Here is a 17,810-nt window from a genome sequence, read left to right on the forward strand (position 1 = left end):
GTCTAGTTCCCCTTTCTTTCGATAGGAGCCACATTGTTGCTGCTTGGCTTTTTATCTTTTTTACTCAATTTCAGATCGCCATGGCTTCGATAAGCGATGACGCGGTTTTTCTCCTTCACCAAGATCTCCCAATCGGATTCGGCTTTCCCCCACTGGGCCGTGGAGAAAAACTTGATTTCCGCGACGGACTCTCCCGTGTCGGTCATGACAAAATTCAAATAAGCATTTTTGTTGGATTCCGGCGTAATGGTAATTTTATTGTACATATCCGGCGGAAAATCCAGATAGAAGCGATTATTCATATCGTAGTATCTTTGGAGCACGAATTGAAGCCCTTCTACTTCGTTGCTCTCCCGCACCTCTCCGTCCCACTGGAAGTACGTGGTGAAGAACGGGATTTCGTCCAGGATCAGCCGATCTTCCCAGCCGCTTGGCCTAGTAAGCACACCAAACTCTAAAATACCGTCATCGTTCACGTCCTCGCTCTCAACCGGCAGTTCCTTGTAAGTAAGCAGTTCATCCTGGAGCACGTCAATAAACTTGTTGTCCTCCATGATAATGAGCTTGGAATAGGAAGAGTTGGACACGACCGAAGCATCCAAGATGATACCTTCTTTGTTTTTGGCCACTTTACCTGCGACAACATTGTAATAACTTTCGATATTTGGTCCCAAATCCAGTTTGTTCAGCTCAACGAAAGCATCCTCGAATTTGTCGTATTGATAGGTGCTGATATACGAGAGCTCTTTCTGCTGGAGGTATACCACCGTAATATCCTTGACCTTGTCGCCGTTCATGTCTCCGATATTGAAATGCGTATACGGCAAAGCCGGGATTTTTTCGAGCGAATCCCCGGAGAATGAATACACGGCCAGCAGGTTCTGAAGATTCTCTTCTCCGCGGGAGAAACCGGCTACGATGTCAACCTTGCCGTCGTTCGTAAAATCAACGAAATCAAATGACTCCAAAACCGTTCCTTCTCCGTCGAAATCGAGGCTCTTCACCCAGGTATCACCCTGCTGCTGCATGATCATGCCGTGGATTTTCACCTCTTCATCCGGCGTCTGATAGAAAACGACGGCTTCCATAACGCCGTCATTGTCCAGGTCATGAATTCGGATCGAACTGCTGTCGACGTCGCTTCGCGGCCGAATGATAGCGCCGTTGTCCAGTTTGATCTTCTGGAGCGCGGACTGGATGGCGCCGTTCAGCGTCGCTTTGTCCGTCGGCAGATCCGGTCGCTTCATTAAAGACACCGGATCCTGGATAAAGGTACAGCCGCTTATGATAAATAGTAACAAGCCGGCCAAGAGGGCTTGCATCACTCTATATTTCAATAAGTATCAACTCATTTCTATGCTTTCGCCTTGCGTCAAGTGATCAATAATTACAGTCTTGACTTCTCGCCATGGGTTAAACGTCTTCCGGTCACATCCACTACCAGTTGGCCGCCCGACAGCCCCATGATTCGGGTGCAGTATTTCTCCGCAAGCTCAAGCGGGATGACGGTAAATACCGTCAGACGCTCTTCCTCGCACAAGGTTTTTAGCGTCTTCAAAACATGCTCGGCTGAGGCCGGATCGAGTCCCGTGACAGGCTCGTCCGCCAAAATCACCTTAGCGCCGTGAACGAGCGCCCGGGCAATGGCAATCCGCTGCTTCTCGCCGCCGCTCAGCTCGCCGGCCTTGCGTTTTGCCTTGTCCAGCAAACCCAGGTGCTCGATCGTATCCATGGCTCCCATATAATCATCAGACCGGACCATCCCGGTAACCATCCGCCACAGCGGCGTTTGGCTGGATTGTCCGATCAATACATTCTTAAGCGCCGTTCGATTTACGTTTAGGGAAGGATTCTGCTCGAGATAAGCCCATTCCCGTCGAATTCTTCGTTTTCCGGCGGGATTCATCATATCTTCGCCGTCAATCGTCAGCTTGCCGCCGTCCCATTTTTGCTGCATCGACAGACAGCTCATCAGCAAACTTTTTCCGCTTCCGCTCGCACCGATCAGACCGATCATTTCCCCGTGTTCCATCTGAAATGTGATATCCTTTAACACCGGTGTACGTTCAGGACCCATCGTTTTCTTCAGCCGATCCACTTTAATCATGTTATCGTCTCTCCCGTCAAGTGCATATTCCTACTCTCTAGTTTAGAAGAAAGCGAAAGCAATTGCCATGAGAACGCATGTTTCTATTTATCGAATGAAACGCTGTTGCCTTTGAACCATAATCCCGTGCACGCAAACACAATATACAAGCCGCCGAGCAAAACGAAGATTCCCCCGTTCCACCCGGTTTCCATGATAGCGCCGCCCGCATTCGGCCCTGCGATACTGCCGGCATTGAAATGGAAGGAAGCCACGACGTTGGCCGCCGGCAGCAGCACCCTGGGAAGGATGTCCGCGGCATAAGCCAGACCGAGGGAGAAGAAAGAACCGACCAAGCCGCCGGCCACCGTCAGTAATAGTAAGGTTGCCCAGAAATTCGTTCCGGCTACCGGAATCAGCAGGAAACTGCAGCCTCCCACGATCCCCGCGATCGTCAGCACCCGCTTGCGTCCGAATTTATCGCTCCAGATGCCGAGGGGAAGCTGCAGCAGGAGTCCGCCGATGCCGACAAAGGGCAGCAATGTCGAAATTTCGCCTAAAGTGAACCCGCTTCTTAACCCATAGACCGGGAAATTGCTGTTAATCCCCGCTTCCATGTATCCGTATAAAAATGCGGGAATCAAGGCAAACCAGGCCAGCCGGTAGCTCTTGAGATAGCGGCCGGCCGGCTGCTGCTCTCCTTGCTCGCTTTTTTCCGGCTTCAAATTCGGAAGTTTGAACAGAACGACCAGCAGAATGAACAAGAACAGCACAGCCAGAATCAGAAACGGTACCGCTTCGCCGTATTTCAGAAGAGGAATGCCGAGCGGCCCTATACTAAATCCCAGACCGTAGGACATGCCGTAAAAGGAAATGCTCCGCCCCCGGTTCTTCACGGTTGACATCATCAGCACCCACAGCTGGGCGGCATAATGCAGCGCGCTATCGCCGATGCCCACTAGCACCCGCAGCACAAACCAGACGGCTACGCTCGGAATCAACGGGAAAGCGACCAGCGACAGCATCACCAGCACGAGACCCGATACGATCAGTTTTTTGAAACCGACCCAGCCGAGAAGCCGTTCCGCAACCAGCGTCATGGCAAATGAGCCTACATATAAAGCAGCCGCGTTCAATCCGTTCATGGAGGATGAGATGCCCATCCGTTCCAAAAAAATAGCCAGCACCGGCAATAGCAGTCCCTGGCTTAAACCAGCCGCAACCACGACGGCAATTAAAATAAAATAATGAGTTCTCCCTTGACGGGGGGTAACAGCTTCTGTCACTGAAATATAGTCCTCCTCTAATATGAAAAAACGATGAATTTAAACAGCCAAATGAACATTATAGTGGACAAGCCCAATCGATACAAGCCATAATAATAACAATGCCATCAATTGGGAGGGTATCCGTACATGAAATATAAAGTTAGTATCGATGTATCCATGGTTTATGAGCTGCTGGGCAGCTTCATGATATATGCAACAAGGAAATGGACCGATAACCTGGATATTGGAAAACAGCTGATAACGGAGATGGATGAGCGTTTGCCGCAGCATGTACGTGTCCAGTTCAGTGGAGCCCGCTCATGGCCGCTCGCGGATTACGATGTCTTATACGCCCTGATCATGCTTCGAGGAGAGCACCTTGAAATCCCTGATTTTCTGGGCTGGATCGAATCTTCCCCGGTGGAAGAGCTTCATGGCCTGCTTCAGCCTCACTTGCCGTCCCTCACGCGGGATGAAACGGCCAGAATTCGAGAAAACTACACACCGTTGATGAAGCTCTGGTATGAGCACTACTTTTCCGAAGTGGAGCCTGAGCTGTACCATCTTCTGGAGGAAGATGCCGAAGAGAAACGAATGCTGCTTCCGAAAATGGACGACGAAAATCTGATCGAATATGCTTCCAGCGGAGTCATTCTGGATAACGTGCCGCAAGAAAACGTGGTTTTGTTCCCGGGTACGCATTTTCGTCCGATCAATACCTATTGCTTCTATGATAATGTACTCCTACTGCAGTACCCTATTGATATACCGGAAGAAGACGAGGATGAGCCGCCCGTCGTTCTCCTGCGCATGACCGAGGCTCTCGCGGATCCGGAACGTCTGCGTCTGCTGAGATATATTGCGGATGAGCCGAAGGCCGTGTCCGAAATGGCGTCCGAATTGGGACAGCCCTACGAGCAATTGATGCACCACCTGATGATCTTGAGGGCGGCGGGCCTGCTGCGCTCCCATCTGAAATCCGAAAATAACGAAAGATTCAGCCTACGGCCGGATGGTGCAGCCGAGCTGCAAATGTTCCTGGAGACTTACATTCGACTTTCCTAGTATGAAGGAGCGTACCATGAGTAAAACATCTCAGCATATTATCTTCGACATGGATGATACATTAATACATTGCAACAAGTATTTCGACCTGATTCTCGGCGATTATTTCGAATGGATGACCGAATGGTTTCAGCCTTATGAAGTAACCACCCAAGAAATCCGAGCCAAGCAAATGGAAATCGACGTAGCCGGCATCGACAAGATGGGATTCGCGAGCGCGAACTTCCCCCAGTCCCTAATCGATACATACCATTTTTTCGGCCGAATTCACGGGAGAGATACCTCGCCTAAGGAAGAGGAGCTTCTCTACCAGTTGGGGCTCAGCGTATACGAGCAGGAGATTGAAGCCTACCCCGGCATGGTCGAAACGCTGGAGAAGCTTCGAGAGGATGGCCACTGCCTTCACCTCTATACCGGGGGCGAAACGAGAATACAGAAGCGAAAAATCGAACAGATGAAGCTGGCGGACTATTTTAAAGACCGGATTTATATCCGCCAGCATAAAAACATCACGGCGCTTGAGGAGATTCTCGGCATGGGGTCGTTCGTCCGCTCGAACACGTGGATGATCGGCAACTCGCTCCGCACGGATGTCGTTCCGGCATTGACGGCAGGCATTAACAGCATCTACATCAAGCAGCAGCGCGAGTGGCAGTATAATCTGGTCGAGCTGAAGCAAGAGCCGCATAATGTGCTCTATACCGTTTCGGCGTTGACTGAAGTGCCGGAAGTCATTGAAGAGCATTTAACTTAATCGAACGGACAACGAGCCGATCCTGGAGTAATATCCCGGATCGGCTCGTTATTTTGGCTTAACCCTCGACGTTCTACGATTTTACGGCCGCACTGGAGTCCACGGCCTGAACGGCCAGCTGCCCGTTACCGCCCGCAGCAAGGACAAGCCTGCCCTTATACGTGCTGCCGTCCTCGTTCTTAAAGGATAACACTTGGGTCTTTCCCTGAAGCAGCAAGGATTTCAGCATCGCATGAGAAATTTGTTTTCCGGCAAATTCCTTCCAGATGACATAGCTGCAGCCGGTTTTGAAATTCGCGCAGCCGTAACCTTTGCGCCCTTCAATAATATGCCCGTCACATCCGGGGCTTGGGCAGCGCCCCAAGGGAGATCGTACGGACGGCGCTTCATTTGAATCGGCAGGCGCTGATTTCGGAGTGGGCTTGCTCGTGCGCTCATTCTTCGCTTTCGAGGCTGGGGCCGCTTTAGACGCGCTTCGCTTCCCTCTTCCTTTGGACTTGTCCTCATCTCCGCCGAAAAGCGACGAAGGCGCCGGACGCTGCGAGGATACCTTGTTTATGATCGAAACGGTGAACTTCTGCACGTTTTGCATGAATACGTCAGCAGAAGCTTCGCCTTTGGAGATCTGGTGGAGGCGCCGCTCCCATTGGCCTGTCATCTCGGGCGAAGCCAGCAATTCGACGCCGGCATGCCGGATCAGCTCCACCGCCGTTCTTCCTTTTTGCGTTACGGTGATTTTTTTGCCCTGCATCGTAATATATCCGACCTTTTTCAACCGCTCGATGGTGGCTGCCCGGGTTGCCGGCGTTCCGAGACCGCTATCCTTCATCGCATCCCGAAGCGCTTCATCCTCAATGGACTTACCGGCGCTTTCCATGGCCTTCAGCAGCGTGCCTTCCGTATAACTTTTTGGCGGCTGGGTAGCCTTTTCCTTCACTTCGGATTTTTTGCATTGCACCGGCTTGTCGGGCGTAAGGTCAAAGGAACGGTCGTTCCATTCCTGATTCTCCTCTTCCTCGTCCTCTTTCCCCTTCTTGGAAGATTTGGATTTCTTCTTCTCCGTATCCTGGGCAATCAACACCTTCCATCCAAGCGACAAAAGCTCCTTGATTCCCGTCTTGAATGTTTCCCCTTCGACCTCGGTGAGCACCGTATGCTGCTTGTACATGGCCGGAGGATAAAAATGCGACAGAAACCGGGTGATGACCAGATCGTAGATATGCTGCTCTTCCTTGCTGAGCGTGCCCGGCCGCTTTAATGTCGGCAGAATGGCATGGTGATCTTCAACCCGCTGCGGATTGCATACCGCTTTGTTGTTGACGTGCACCCGGCTCGGATCCGCTCCTGCGGCCATTGATGCATACGAGGTCGATTTGAGCATATGAAGGGCCTTGTGCATGCCTTCGATATTCTGTTCATTCACATAGTTGGAGTTCGTACGCGGATAGGAGATCACCTTGTGGCGTTCATATAACGCTTGCGCAAGATCCAGCGTTTTTTTGGCAGAGTAACCGTACTTGGCATTGGCTTCACGCTGAAGCAGGGTCAAATCATACAATTTGAACGGGTATTCCTTCGTTTCCTTCACTTCATATTTAGTGATGGTGCCGTTCTTTCCATGGACCTTGGCTGCAATCGTCTCTGCTTTCTCCTGCGAGGTCAGCCGCTCTCCCTGCCAGGTTCCCGTATACTCCAGCTGATCCTGCTTGAACAAAGCTTTCACGTCGTAGAACGTTTGCGATTCGAAGGCTTCGATCTCCTTCTGCCGGTCATAGATCAGTGCCAGCACCGGCGTCTGCACCCGGCCAACCGACAGCAACGTCTGATGGCGGGTCGTAAAGGCGCGCGACGCATTCATGCCGATCAACCAATCGGCTTCGCTGCGTGCGCGCGCAGCTTGCGTTAAATTCTCGAATTCAACGCCGTCCTTAAGCTCCGCAAAGCCGCGGCCAATGCTTTCCGGCGTTAAATCCGAGATCCATAGTCTTTTTACAGGCTGTTTCAGTTTTAATTGTTGTTGGATTAGTGCGAAAATATATTGTCCTTCTCGTCCCGCATCGCAGGCATTCACGATATGGCTGCAGCGCTTGGCTACCTCTCCAATGACCTTCAGCTGATCCTTGGTTTTCGGATTCGGGATGATTTTGAATTGCTCCGGAATGATAGGCAGGTCCCGTAAATTCCAGCGTTTGTACTTCGGATCATATGCATCCGGCTCCGCCAGCCCAACCAGATGTCCGATAGCCCAAGTTATGATGTATTGCTCACCTTCAAGATATGTACGGTTGTTCTTGGCCCGCGGCTCGATGACCGCAGCGATATTCCGTCCCATATCCGGCTTTTCGGCAATGACCAACGTTTTCAAATGACATTCTCCTCCCCGATGAGCAGCCTGGCGCGGAGGCTAACTCCAAAAAGGACTTCGCTCTCGCGAAGTCCCTTTAACTACTATATTCATGATAGCATATTTAGGAGAAGGATTAAACCAGTACGGTCGCGCCCATCAGATATTTGTCTACCTCGCGTGCCACCTCGCGGCCTTCATTGATCGCCCACACGACAAGGCTTTGTCCGCGGCGCATGTCGCCGGCTGCAAATACTTTATCCACATTCGTCGTATATTTGCCATACGGCGCTTTAACATTGGAACGACGGTCCGTTTCAAGTCCAAGCTGTTCTACCAGCGTCTGCTCCGGTCCGTCAAAACCGATCGCGATGAACGCCATTTGTGCAGGAAACGCTTTTTCCGTGCCCGGAATCGGCTGATACACTTTACGGCCGGTTTCATCTACAATGCGCTCGATTTGAACGGTATGAAGCTCTTTCAGGTTCCCTTCATCATCTCCGACGAATTTCGTGGTCATGATGGAGAATTCCCGCGGATCGTTGCCAAACAGCGCTTTGGCTTCCTCGTGGGCGTAATCCAGTGTATACACGTTCGGGAATTGCGGCCAAGGGTTCGCAATCGGATCGCGCTGCAGCGGAGCCTGTTTATGCGTACCGAACTGGGTAACGCTGCTGCAGCCGTGACGCAGCGCTGTCGCCACGCAGTCGGAGCCGGTGTCGCCGCCGCCGATGACGATAACGTCCTTGTCTTTTGCCGACAAATAGTTGCCGTCTTCAAGACCGGAATCCAGCAGGCTCTTGATCGTTCCGTTCAGGTAATCCATCGCGTAATGGATGCCCTTGAGATCACTGCCCTCAATGTTGAATTCGCGCGGCTTTGTTGCACCGCCGCAGAGTACGACGGCATCATAGTCTTCCATCAGCTGCTTGGCGGGAATATCCTTGCCGATCTCGGTGTTCACGACAAATTCGACGCCTTCCGCCGCGAGCAGATCGACACGGCGCTGCACGATGCCCTTGTCCAGCTTCATGGACGGTATCCCGTAGGTCAACAAGCCGCCAATGCGGTCCGCACGCTCGTAGACGGTGACGGAATGGCCCGCTTTGTTCAGCTGTGCTGCTGCCGCCAGTCCTGCCGGACCGGAACCGACAACGGCTACGCGTCTTCCTGTGCGCTTCTCGGGCGGCTCCGGAACGACCCAGCCTTCTTCAAAGCCTTTGTCGATAATCGCCTGCTCGATGGATTTGATCGTAACCGGCTCCCCGATCAAACCGACGGTACAAGAACCCTCGCAAGGCGCTGGACATACGCGTCCGGTAAACTCAGGGAAATTGTTCGTTTTGTGGAGACGCTCCAGAGCTTCTCTCCACAAGCCCCGATATACAAGATTGTTCCATTCCGGGATCAGGTTGTGGATCGGGCAGCCCGATGTGCCGCCGACCATATCGATTCCTGTATGGCAGTATGGCGTACCGCAGTCCATGCAGCGTGCTCCCTGGGTCTGGAGCTCATCTTCTTCTAAATGTTTATGAAACTCTTCCCAGTCTTTAACTCGTTCAGCCGGGCTCCGGTCTGCCGGAAGCTGGCGCTGATATTCCATAAATCCTGTTGGTGTAGACATACTGCTTTACCCCCATCCGTTCTATCCATGCTGATTACCATGTACAATTTATCATATCATAAATCATCCGACATCTATCGTCAGATGAGCCAAGAAACAGGTTTCAGCCTGATTTATTTTTTCTATTTATGCTAAAAAAATTTTTATCAAAGCATGAATCCCCACTACTCGCGGCTATTTAAGCAGCCATTTGCATAAACATTAGAAATATAGTAGCATTTCGCTTTTCGCCTGTTAAATGGACTATATGCATGATCATTTGTATTATCCTACTATGAAAGCATTGTCAACATGGACGGAAGGCGGTAAGTCTATCCCTCCGAATCGTGCCATCGAGCTGTTTATTTCCGTTCAAACGTAACGAAACGGTAGGCATACGGATTTTTTTCATCCGTGATGCCGGGAACTTCTTCGACGATCTTCCATTCTTCCCAGTTCACTTCGGGAAAGTACGTATCCCCTTCAAAACTCTCGTCAATGAACGTGCAGTACAGACGATCCGCTTTCGGCAGCATCAATTCATAAATCTGCGATCCGCCAATCACCATCAGTTCCTCATTCTTCGAATAGGGTAACGCGTTCTCGATGTCATGGATCACGATGCCCTGATCCTCCGTCAACGTAAAGCTCTCATCTCTCGTCAGCACGATGTTCTTTCGGTGAGGCAGCGGCTTGCCGCCAAAGGAATCCCAAGTCTTGCGCCCCATCAGGATCGTTTTATGGAGGGTTTTCTCCTTGAAGAAGGCCATATCCCGCGGCAAGCGCCACGGCATCGTGCCGTTCAGCCCGATCACCTGATCCTTGCCCATTGCCCATATCATCGATATCATTACACCGTCTCTCCTTCCATTGATCTTATGGATGTCACCGCATGGAGCCTCCATAACCCAATTTAAACTTATACGGCAACCGTCGCCTTAATGGTCGGATGGTATTGATAACCCTCAAATTCAAAATCCTCGTACGCATAATCAAAAATGCTGTCCGGCTTGCGCTTGATCACCAGCTTCGGCAGCGCATATGGCTCGCGTTCAAGCTGCGTTCTCACCTGCTCCATATGGTTGGAATAAATATGGACATCGCCGCCCGACCAGATGAATTCCCCCGGCTCCAGGTCGCACTGCTGGGCAACCATATGGGTTAACAGCGCATAACTGGCAATGTTGAACGGCAGCCCGAGGAAGCTGTCCACCGAGCGCATGGTAAGCATACAGGAAAGCTTCCCGCCCGCCACGTAGAATTGGAATACAAAATGGCACGGCGGCAGCTTCATGTTATCAATCTCCGCCACGTTCCAGGCACTGACGATATGTCGTCTGGAATCAGGATTATTCTTAATCGAATCGATGACATTGGCGATCTGATCGATATGGCGTCCATCCGGCGTTTCCCATGCCCGCCACTGCGAGCCGTAGACAGGGCCCAAATCCCCGTTTTCATCCGCCCATTCGTCCCATATCCGCACGCCGTTCTCTTTTAGGTACCGGATATTCGTTTCACCGCTCAAGAACCACAAAAGCTCATGTACGACCGATTTCAGATGAATCCGCTTGGTTGTCATTAGCGGAAACCCTTGGGATAGGTCAAAACGCAGCTGTCTTCCGAATACGGACAACGTTCCCGTACCCGTCCGGTCTCCCTTCTCTACGCCATGATCCAGTATGTCCTGCAGCAGCTCCAAATATTGTTTCATCTCATAGTCACCTCACTAAAATCTCATATCCTCAGTCTACCATGTTCACGGAATGATTGGGATGCTTAAAATAACCCTGCCCGGAGAGGGCGGGTATCCGTTGGCATATCTTCATAAAAAAACAGGAGGCAGAAACCGCCTGCGCGTTCTCTGCCTCCTGGCTGAATATATAATGACTCGAAAATACGTCTACGGATTAACGGGCAATGATGTGGATCGGATGACCCATTACCAATTCCGCCGCTTCCATAACGATCTCGCCCAGCGTCGGATGCGCATGGATGGTCAAAGCTACATCTTCAAGCGTAGCGCCCATTTCAATAGCAAGGCCGAGCTCGGCAATCAGGTTGGAAGCTTCCAGACCCACGATTTGCGCTCCGAGAATAAGCCCTGTTCCCTCTTCGGCCACGATTTTCACGAAGCCTTCCGGATGGTTCAAGGATACGGAACGTCCGTTGCCTGCGTAAGGGAATTTGCCAGCTTTTACTTTATGGCCTTTTTCCTTCGCTTGAGCTTCGGTGTAACCTACGCTGGAGCATTCAGGATCCGTAAACACAACGGCCGGGATACATTTGTAATCCACGACGGACGGCATTCCGGAGATCGCTTCAGCAGCCACTTTACCTTCGTAGGAAGCTTTGTGTGCAAGCGCCAGGCCGGACACGATATCCCCGATTGCGAAGATATGCGGAATGCTGGTGCGTCCTTGATGGTCGACTTTCACGAATCCGCGCTCATCCATATCGAGGCCGATCAGGTCCAGACCAAGCTCTCCGTCCGTGTTCGGACGACGGCCAACCGTAACCAGCAGGTAATCAGCTGTTACTTCTTTGGTTTCGCCATTCACGGAGTATTTCACGGTAACTTCTTTATCGTTTTGCTCAGCACTTTCAGCTTTAGCACCTGTGATAATTTCGATGCCGGTTTTCTTCATGTTCTTGGTAACGAGGCTTGTCATGTCTTTGTCAAAGCCAGCCAGAACGCTGTCCAGACCTTCGATGATCGTTACTTTGGAACCGAATTTGGAGTACATTTGACCCAACTCGGCACCGATGTAGCCGCCGCCGATGACAATCATGCTCTTCGGTACTTCAGGCAGGTTCAATGCTTCGGTGGAAGACAAGATGCGTCCGCCAAACGGGAATGGCTTCAGTTCGATTGGACGGGAACCTGTAGCAATGATGCAGTTCTTGAAGCGGTAACGCGGAGATTCATGATCATTGAATACACGCGCTTCGTTTTCGTTGATGAACATGCACTCGCCGTTGAAAACTTCCACTTTGTTGCCTTTCAGCAAACCGGCTACGCCGCCGGTCATTTTTTTGACAACGCCGTTTTTGAATTCCTGCGTTTTCGCGAAATCAACGGTTACGTTCTCCACGGAAATACCGAATGCATCGGCATGCTTCGCGGATTCGAACTGATGAGCTGCAGCGATCAAAGCCTTGGAAGGAATACAACCACGGTTCAAGCAAACGCCGCCGAGTTCCGATTTATCAACGATCAGAACCTTTTGACCCAGTTGGGCGGCACGAATCGCCGCCACGTAACCACCAGGACCAGCACCAATGACTAGAGTATCAATATCTAAAGAAGCATCTCCAACTACCATTAGTTACACCTCCATAACAAGCAGCTCAGGGTTAGCGAGCAGTTGTTTAATATAGTTCATAAAGTTTTGAGCCGTTGCGCCGTCGATGATACGGTGGTCAAAGCTCAAGGACAACGCCATAACAGGTGCTGCTACAATCTCGCCGTTCTTCACAACCGCTTTTTCGCTGATGCGGCCGGTACCGAGGATAGCAACCTCCGGGAAGTTGATGATCGGTGTAAAGAACATGCCGCCTGCGGAACCGATGTTCGTGATGGAAATCGTGCTGCCCTTCATTTCGTTAGGAGCCAGTTTGCCCTCACGGCCGCGTGCAGCCAGATCACGGATGCTGTCAGCGATCATCCAGATGCTCTTACGATCCGCATCTTTGATAACCGGTACGATCAGACCGTTATCTGTATCCGTGGCGATACCGATGTTGTAGTACTTTTTGTACACGATTTCGTTCGCTTCTTCGTCGATCATCGCATTCAAAGCAGGGAATTGACGGCTTGCCGCAACAAGTGCTTTAACGATGAATGGCAGATACGTAACTTTCGTGCCCTTCTTCTCAGCGATCGGTTTCATGCGGGTACGGAACGCTACCAGCTCGGTTACGTCCACTTCGTCCATGATCGTAACGTGAGGAGCGGTGTAAGCCGATTTAACCATAGCATTCGAGATCGCTTTGCGGATACCTTTGAATGGCACGCGCTCTTCTTCTGCGCGAGTGTCCACCGCTGCGGATGCTGCTGCAGGAGCCGCTTTCGTCTCGGAAACAGCTTCTTGAGCCGGAGCTGCTGCTGCTTGGCCGCCACCGTTCTTGAAGGCTTCTACATCTTCGCGGGTCACTTTTCCGTTGTTGCCGGAGCCTTGAACTTGTGCGATGTCAACGCCCTGCTCGCGAGCGAATTTGCGCACGCTTGGCGTAGCCAGAACTTCACGGTTAGGTGCTGCAGGCGTCGCTGCTTCGCCGTTTCCGCCTTGTTTAGCGTCAGCAGGAGCATCTTGAGCCGGGGAAGACGTCGTATCTGCGCTGCCTTTCGCTGCGTCGGCTTCTTGAGCGGACTGCTCTTCGGCAGGAGCCTCTTGCTCAGGAATGTCACCTTCAGCATCGATGATTGCAACCACTTCACCGACACGGCATACTTGACCGTCCTTGGCAAAAACTTCTTGAACCGTACCGTTCACGGGACAAGGAACTTCTACGACCGCCTTGTCGTTCTGCACTTCCATGATGATGTCGTCGTCTGTTACTTTGTCGCCCGGCTTGATATGCATTTTGATGATTTCACCTTCATGCAAACCTTCGCCCAGCTCTGGAAAACGATATTCGAATTTTGCCAACTGAAAAACCTCCCTAGAAATTGCTGCTATTAGAAATTCAATACTTTATTTACGGCATCAACGATACGCGCCGGAGTAGGCAACCAAGTGTCCTCGATTTGAGCGAATGGATACACGGTGTCTGGCGGCGTAACGCGAAGCACCGGTGCTTCCAGGTGGAGAATCGCTTTCTCGTTGATTTGAGCGATTACTTCTGCGGCTACGCCGGCAGATTTCTGTGCTTCTTGAACCACGATGGCGCGGTTGGTTTTCTTAACCGAAGCCAGCACGGTATCGATGTCGATTGGAGAAATGGTGCGCAGGTCGATGATTTCGGCTTTGATTCCGTTCTTTTCAAGCTCGTCTGCCGCTTTCGTAGCAGTATGAACCATCAGGCCGTAAGCGATGATCGTAACGTCCGTTCCTTCGCGAACCACGTTAGCCTTGCCAAGCTCAACGGTGTAATCACCTTCAGGAACTTCAGCGCGGAACGCATGGTACAGGTTCAAGTGCTCCATGAAGAATACAGGGTCATTGTCGCGAATCGCTGCAATCATGAGTCCTTTTGCATCATAAGGATTGGAAGGTACTACAACTTTAATACCCGGGGTTTGTGTGATCAAACCTTCGAGTGCGTCGGTATGCAGCTCAGCCGCTTTTACCCCGCCGCCGAATGGTGTACGGAACACGATCGGGGAGTTGTAGCGTCCGCCGGAACGGTAACGCATACGCGCTGCTTGAACGACGATTTGGTCGAGTGCCTCAAAGATAAATCCAACGAATTGAATTTCAGCGATCGGACGGAAGCCTTGAATACCGAGACCTACCGCCAAACCTCCGATAGCGGACTCTGCCAGCGGCGTATCGAATACGCGCTCTTCCCCGAATTCTTTTTGAAGGCCTTCCGTTACCCGGAAAACACCGCCGACATTACCTACGTCTTCACCGAAGATGACAACGTTAGGGTCACGGCTCAATTCAACGCGCATGGCGTCGCGAATCGCTTCTTTCATGTTCATTTGTGCCATTGCTTCATTTCCTCCTTAAGAAATACAGTTCACTGTTCTTCCAGTGTGATGCCTTATAAGGCTATATATCGATGTTAAACGTTATTTAAAAACAAGACCTGATGCGCCCATGACAAACCGGATGATCATCCAGGATCAACCTTTGACAATCATCGGCCCGTCACTCTTATTGGAAATCGGCTTTCTGTTCTTCCAAATGCTTCGGCGTTTGCTCGAACATGCTGTCGATCAAACCAGGTACCGTCATTTTTTCCGTTTGTTCTGCTTTTTTGATTTGCTCGTTGACTTTCGCTTTCGCTTCTTCTTTCACGCGAGCTGTATCTTCTTCTGTCCAGAGGCCTTTGGCTTCCAGGTACTTCGCAAGACGCGCGATCGGATCCTTCTCGTTCCACTCGCCCTCTTCTTCCTTCGTACGATATTTCGTAGCGTCGTCAGACAAGGAATGCGGACGGAAACGGTATGTCACGGCTTCGATCAGCGTTGCGCCTTCACCGTTGCGGCCGCGCTCTGCAGCATCCTGAACCGCTTTGATCACCGCGAGAACGTCCATGCCGTCAACTTTAACGCCTTTGATGCCGGCTGCTACAGCTTTGTGCGCGATAGACAATGCTGCTGTCTGCTTGGAGAACGGAGTCGTGATTGCATAGCCGTTGTTTTGCACGAAGAAGATGACCGGCAGTTTGTACACGCCTGCATAGTTCAGGCCTTCGTAGAAGTCGCCCTCGGAAGAGCCGCCGTCACCGGTATACGTAATAACCACTTGTTTTTGCTTCTTCAATTTGTAGCCCATCGCGATACCCATGGCATGCAGGATTTGCGCGCCGATGATGATCTGAGGCATCAATACGTTAACGCCTTCGGGAATTTGTCCGCCATGCTGATGTCCGCGGGAATAAAGGAATGCTTGGTAGAGCGGAAGTCCATGCCATACGATTTGCGGCATATCGCGGTAGCCCGGGCAGATAAAGTCGTCTTTCTCAAGCGCGAACTCACTGCCTACCATCGTAGCTTCTTGACCGGATACAGGAGCGTAGAAACCGAGACGTCCTTGACGGCCGAGGTTTACGGCGCGGTCGTCCCAAGTACGGGTAAATACCATACGGTACATAATTTCTTTCAGTTGATCGTCCGACAATTCAGGCAGAAGATCTTTGTTTACGATTTTGCCATCCGGGGAAAGTACAGATAGAGTACCTACTTCCTCGGTATATACTTCATAAGGAACCTTGGTCATTTTTTTCACCTCAATAAATATTTGAATATCAAGTTCCGCTGTTATAGAATTATTATACACCTGTTTCACTCCATTCGTCAAAGAAATACGGGATAAAATTTCATATTCTTTCACGTTTGTATGTATAACAGTTGACGAATAATACTATAACAGTATGACAAACATCATAGAACAGCAGACAACTTCAACATGTCAGGGTAATTTTAACTTATTGTTTACCGCATTTCAAAAACTAACCCGAAAAAGGTGACGAATGATGACGAATGAACGTTTATTGAAGCGAACCATCGTAAAAGAAGTGATTGACAGCAAGTTTTTGCAGGAGACTCGAACGCTGCGCATCTATCTTCCTCCCGGATACAATGAAATCCTCAGCTATCCCGTCGTTTACTGTCAGGACGGAGAGGAATTTTTCAACTTCGGCCGCATCGCGACCTGGGCCAACCAGCTCATCCTCGAAGAAGGCGTGGAGCCGTTCATCATTGTGGGCGTGGAAGTGAACACCAAGGTACGAACCGAGGAGTACGCGCCGTTCGGCAACCGCTTCGATGCTTACCTGTCCTGCTTCGCCGAAGAGATTATTCCCTTCGTGGAGCAAAAATATCCCGTGCGCAAAGAGCCTGCGGAAAGAGTGCTTGCCGGCGACTCCCTCGGGGGAAGCGTCTCCGTGCATTTGGCCTTGCGTTATCCGCATCTTTTCACAAGAATCATCAGCTTGTCCGGGGCCTACTATGAGAAGACCCAGAACATGATTCAGGAAGAGCGTGATTTGTCCTGGCTCAACATTTACATGATTGTAGGCTTGCAAGAAGACAACTACGCAACCGATACAGGTGTCTATAACTTCGTCGAATTAAATCGCTCAACAAAGGCTTTGCTGGAAGAACGGGGTGCTACCGTATCATATCTTGAAAAAGAAGGTCGTCACCTTTGGGGATTTTGGCAAAAAGAGCTCCCTGCTGCCCTTATGTACTTCCTTGGTTAAATGTTTGAATCGGCAAAATCCATGGGCTATATAAATGACCTGTTACTGCAAAATGGTTTAACTGTCCCACTCGGGACTCCATGCGTTACGATTGAAATCCGTTGGCAAAAAGAATACCTGTGAGGCAAAGCTAGGACATGATCGTCTGCAGCTTCTGCCCCACTCCAAAAAAAGATGAACAACCGCGCATTTTTTATGGAATGTGCATTGTTCATCTTTTATGTTCAGCAGCCCGTTCTTCTTGGTATCGCTTTCAATGATGTTCTTCAAAAAAGCGGCTGATTCACCGCTTGTTCGAATCGATTATAGCTTTTCTTCCATGATTTTGTCCAGTAAGATGTCGCACCCCGCATCAATCAGCCGGTACACTTCGTCAAAGTTTCCGGTGAAATACGGATCGGGCACCTCGCGCAATTTTTCGTTCGGCAGCAAATCCATGAACTTCAAAATCTCAGCCTGATCGCCTCCAGCTAACTTGCGGATATTCGTTACATTCGAATCATCCATGCCGATAACGTAATCGAAACGTTCAAGGTCCTCGCTGACTACCTTGCGCGCGACCATTCCTTCATAACTGATTCGCCAGCTGTCGAGCAGCTTTCTCGTGCCTTCATGGGGAATGCTGCCGATATGCCAATCCCCGGTGCCGGCCGAATCCACGCTTATTTGATCCTGCAGCCCGCGCTGTACTATTTTATGCCGCAGCACCGCTTCCGCCATGGGCGAGCGGCAGATATTGCCCAAACATACAAACAAAACGGATACCATGGTCCTTCCACCTCCACGCTATGATGAATCGCAATCGAGAAATT

General features: G+C 50.8%; 15 protein-coding genes. 3 read left to right on the plus strand and 12 right to left on the minus strand.

Annotated features, from left to right (window positions below):
* Positions 1–2 precede the first annotated feature (2 nt).
* From JNUCC32_RS13050 to JNUCC32_RS13060, 3 genes are all read right to left on the minus strand, one after another.
* The gene (locus JNUCC32_RS13050; protein ID WP_139083827.1) at positions 3–1,247 is read right to left on the minus strand and encodes a hypothetical protein; all 1,245 of its coding nucleotides are present in this window, start codon (positions 1,245–1,247) and stop codon (positions 3–5) included.
* Positions 1,248–1,387: 140 nt separating this feature from the next.
* A complete protein-coding gene (locus JNUCC32_RS13055; protein WP_009589188.1) occupies positions 1,388–2,107 on the minus strand; it encodes a phosphonate ABC transporter ATP-binding protein in 720 nt (239 codons plus the stop codon).
* A gap of 83 nt (positions 2,108–2,190) precedes the next feature.
* A complete protein-coding gene (locus JNUCC32_RS13060) occupies positions 2,191–3,372 on the minus strand; it encodes an MFS transporter (RefSeq protein ID WP_192572331.1) in 1,182 nt (393 codons plus the stop codon).
* Positions 3,373–3,501: 129 nt separating this feature from the next.
* On the opposite strand from JNUCC32_RS13060, the gene JNUCC32_RS13065 reads away from it, so the two are divergent.
* Together JNUCC32_RS13065 and JNUCC32_RS13070 are read left to right on the plus strand one after the other, a co-directional pair.
* A complete protein-coding gene (locus JNUCC32_RS13065) occupies positions 3,502–4,419 on the plus strand; it encodes an ArsR/SmtB family transcription factor (protein ID WP_192572332.1) in 918 nt (305 codons plus the stop codon).
* A gap of 16 nt (positions 4,420–4,435) precedes the next feature.
* Entirely contained in the window at positions 4,436–5,173 is a 738-nt protein-coding gene (locus JNUCC32_RS13070) for an HAD family hydrolase (RefSeq protein WP_192572333.1), read from the plus strand.
* 73 nt (positions 5,174–5,246) lie between these two features.
* Here JNUCC32_RS13070 and JNUCC32_RS13075 read toward each other — a convergent pair whose 3' ends face one another.
* The 8 genes from JNUCC32_RS13075 to pdhA all read right to left on the minus strand — a co-directional run bounded on the left by JNUCC32_RS13075 (position 5,247) and on the right by pdhA (position 16,013).
* Positions 5,247–7,538: a type IA DNA topoisomerase gene (locus JNUCC32_RS13075; RefSeq protein WP_192572334.1), complete on the minus strand. Its 2,292-nt coding sequence runs from the start codon at positions 7,536–7,538 to the stop codon at positions 5,247–5,249.
* A gap of 115 nt (positions 7,539–7,653) precedes the next feature.
* Positions 7,654–9,141, minus strand: coding sequence for a glutamate synthase subunit beta (locus JNUCC32_RS13080; protein WP_015734702.1), 1,488 nt, complete (start codon positions 9,139–9,141; stop codon positions 7,654–7,656).
* 341 nt (positions 9,142–9,482) lie between these two features.
* On the minus strand, positions 9,483–9,971 hold the full coding sequence (locus JNUCC32_RS13085) for a dihydrofolate reductase (protein WP_036665368.1): 489 nt from the start codon (positions 9,969–9,971) through the stop codon (positions 9,483–9,485).
* Between the two features lie 68 nt (positions 9,972–10,039).
* A complete protein-coding gene (gene thyA, locus JNUCC32_RS13090; protein WP_192572335.1) occupies positions 10,040–10,834 on the minus strand; it encodes a thymidylate synthase in 795 nt (264 codons plus the stop codon).
* 196 nt (positions 10,835–11,030) lie between these two features.
* On the minus strand, positions 11,031–12,446 hold the full coding sequence (gene lpdA, locus JNUCC32_RS13095) for a dihydrolipoyl dehydrogenase (RefSeq protein WP_009589200.1): 1,416 nt from the start codon (positions 12,444–12,446) through the stop codon (positions 11,031–11,033).
* A gap of 3 nt (positions 12,447–12,449) precedes the next feature.
* Positions 12,450–13,772: a dihydrolipoamide acetyltransferase family protein gene (locus JNUCC32_RS13100; RefSeq protein WP_015734700.1), complete on the minus strand. Its 1,323-nt coding sequence runs from the start codon at positions 13,770–13,772 to the stop codon at positions 12,450–12,452.
* 29 nt (positions 13,773–13,801) lie between these two features.
* Positions 13,802–14,779 (minus strand): alpha-ketoacid dehydrogenase subunit beta, encoded by a 978-nt coding sequence (locus JNUCC32_RS13105; RefSeq protein ID WP_009589183.1) that lies wholly within the window; start codon positions 14,777–14,779, stop codon positions 13,802–13,804.
* Between the two features lie 166 nt (positions 14,780–14,945).
* On the minus strand, positions 14,946–16,013 hold the full coding sequence (gene pdhA / locus JNUCC32_RS13110) for a pyruvate dehydrogenase (acetyl-transferring) E1 component subunit alpha (RefSeq protein WP_036665657.1): 1,068 nt from the start codon (positions 16,011–16,013) through the stop codon (positions 14,946–14,948).
* Positions 16,014–16,269: 256 nt separating this feature from the next.
* Here pdhA and JNUCC32_RS13115 point away from each other — a divergent pair, with 256 nt between their 5' ends.
* Positions 16,270–16,998, plus strand: coding sequence for an alpha/beta hydrolase (locus tag JNUCC32_RS13115; protein WP_036665370.1), 729 nt, complete (start codon positions 16,270–16,272; stop codon positions 16,996–16,998).
* 303 nt (positions 16,999–17,301) lie between these two features.
* On the opposite strand, the gene JNUCC32_RS13120 is transcribed toward JNUCC32_RS13115, so the two are convergent.
* The gene (locus JNUCC32_RS13120; RefSeq protein ID WP_096773396.1) at positions 17,302–17,766 is read right to left on the minus strand and encodes a low molecular weight protein-tyrosine-phosphatase; all 465 of its coding nucleotides are present in this window, start codon (positions 17,764–17,766) and stop codon (positions 17,302–17,304) included.
* Positions 17,767–17,810 lie beyond the last annotated feature (44 nt).

Source organism: Paenibacillus sp. JNUCC32, assembly GCF_014863545.1.
In the GTDB taxonomy this organism is placed as follows: domain Bacteria; phylum Bacillota; class Bacilli; order Paenibacillales; family Paenibacillaceae; genus Paenibacillus_AQ; species Paenibacillus_AQ lautus_A.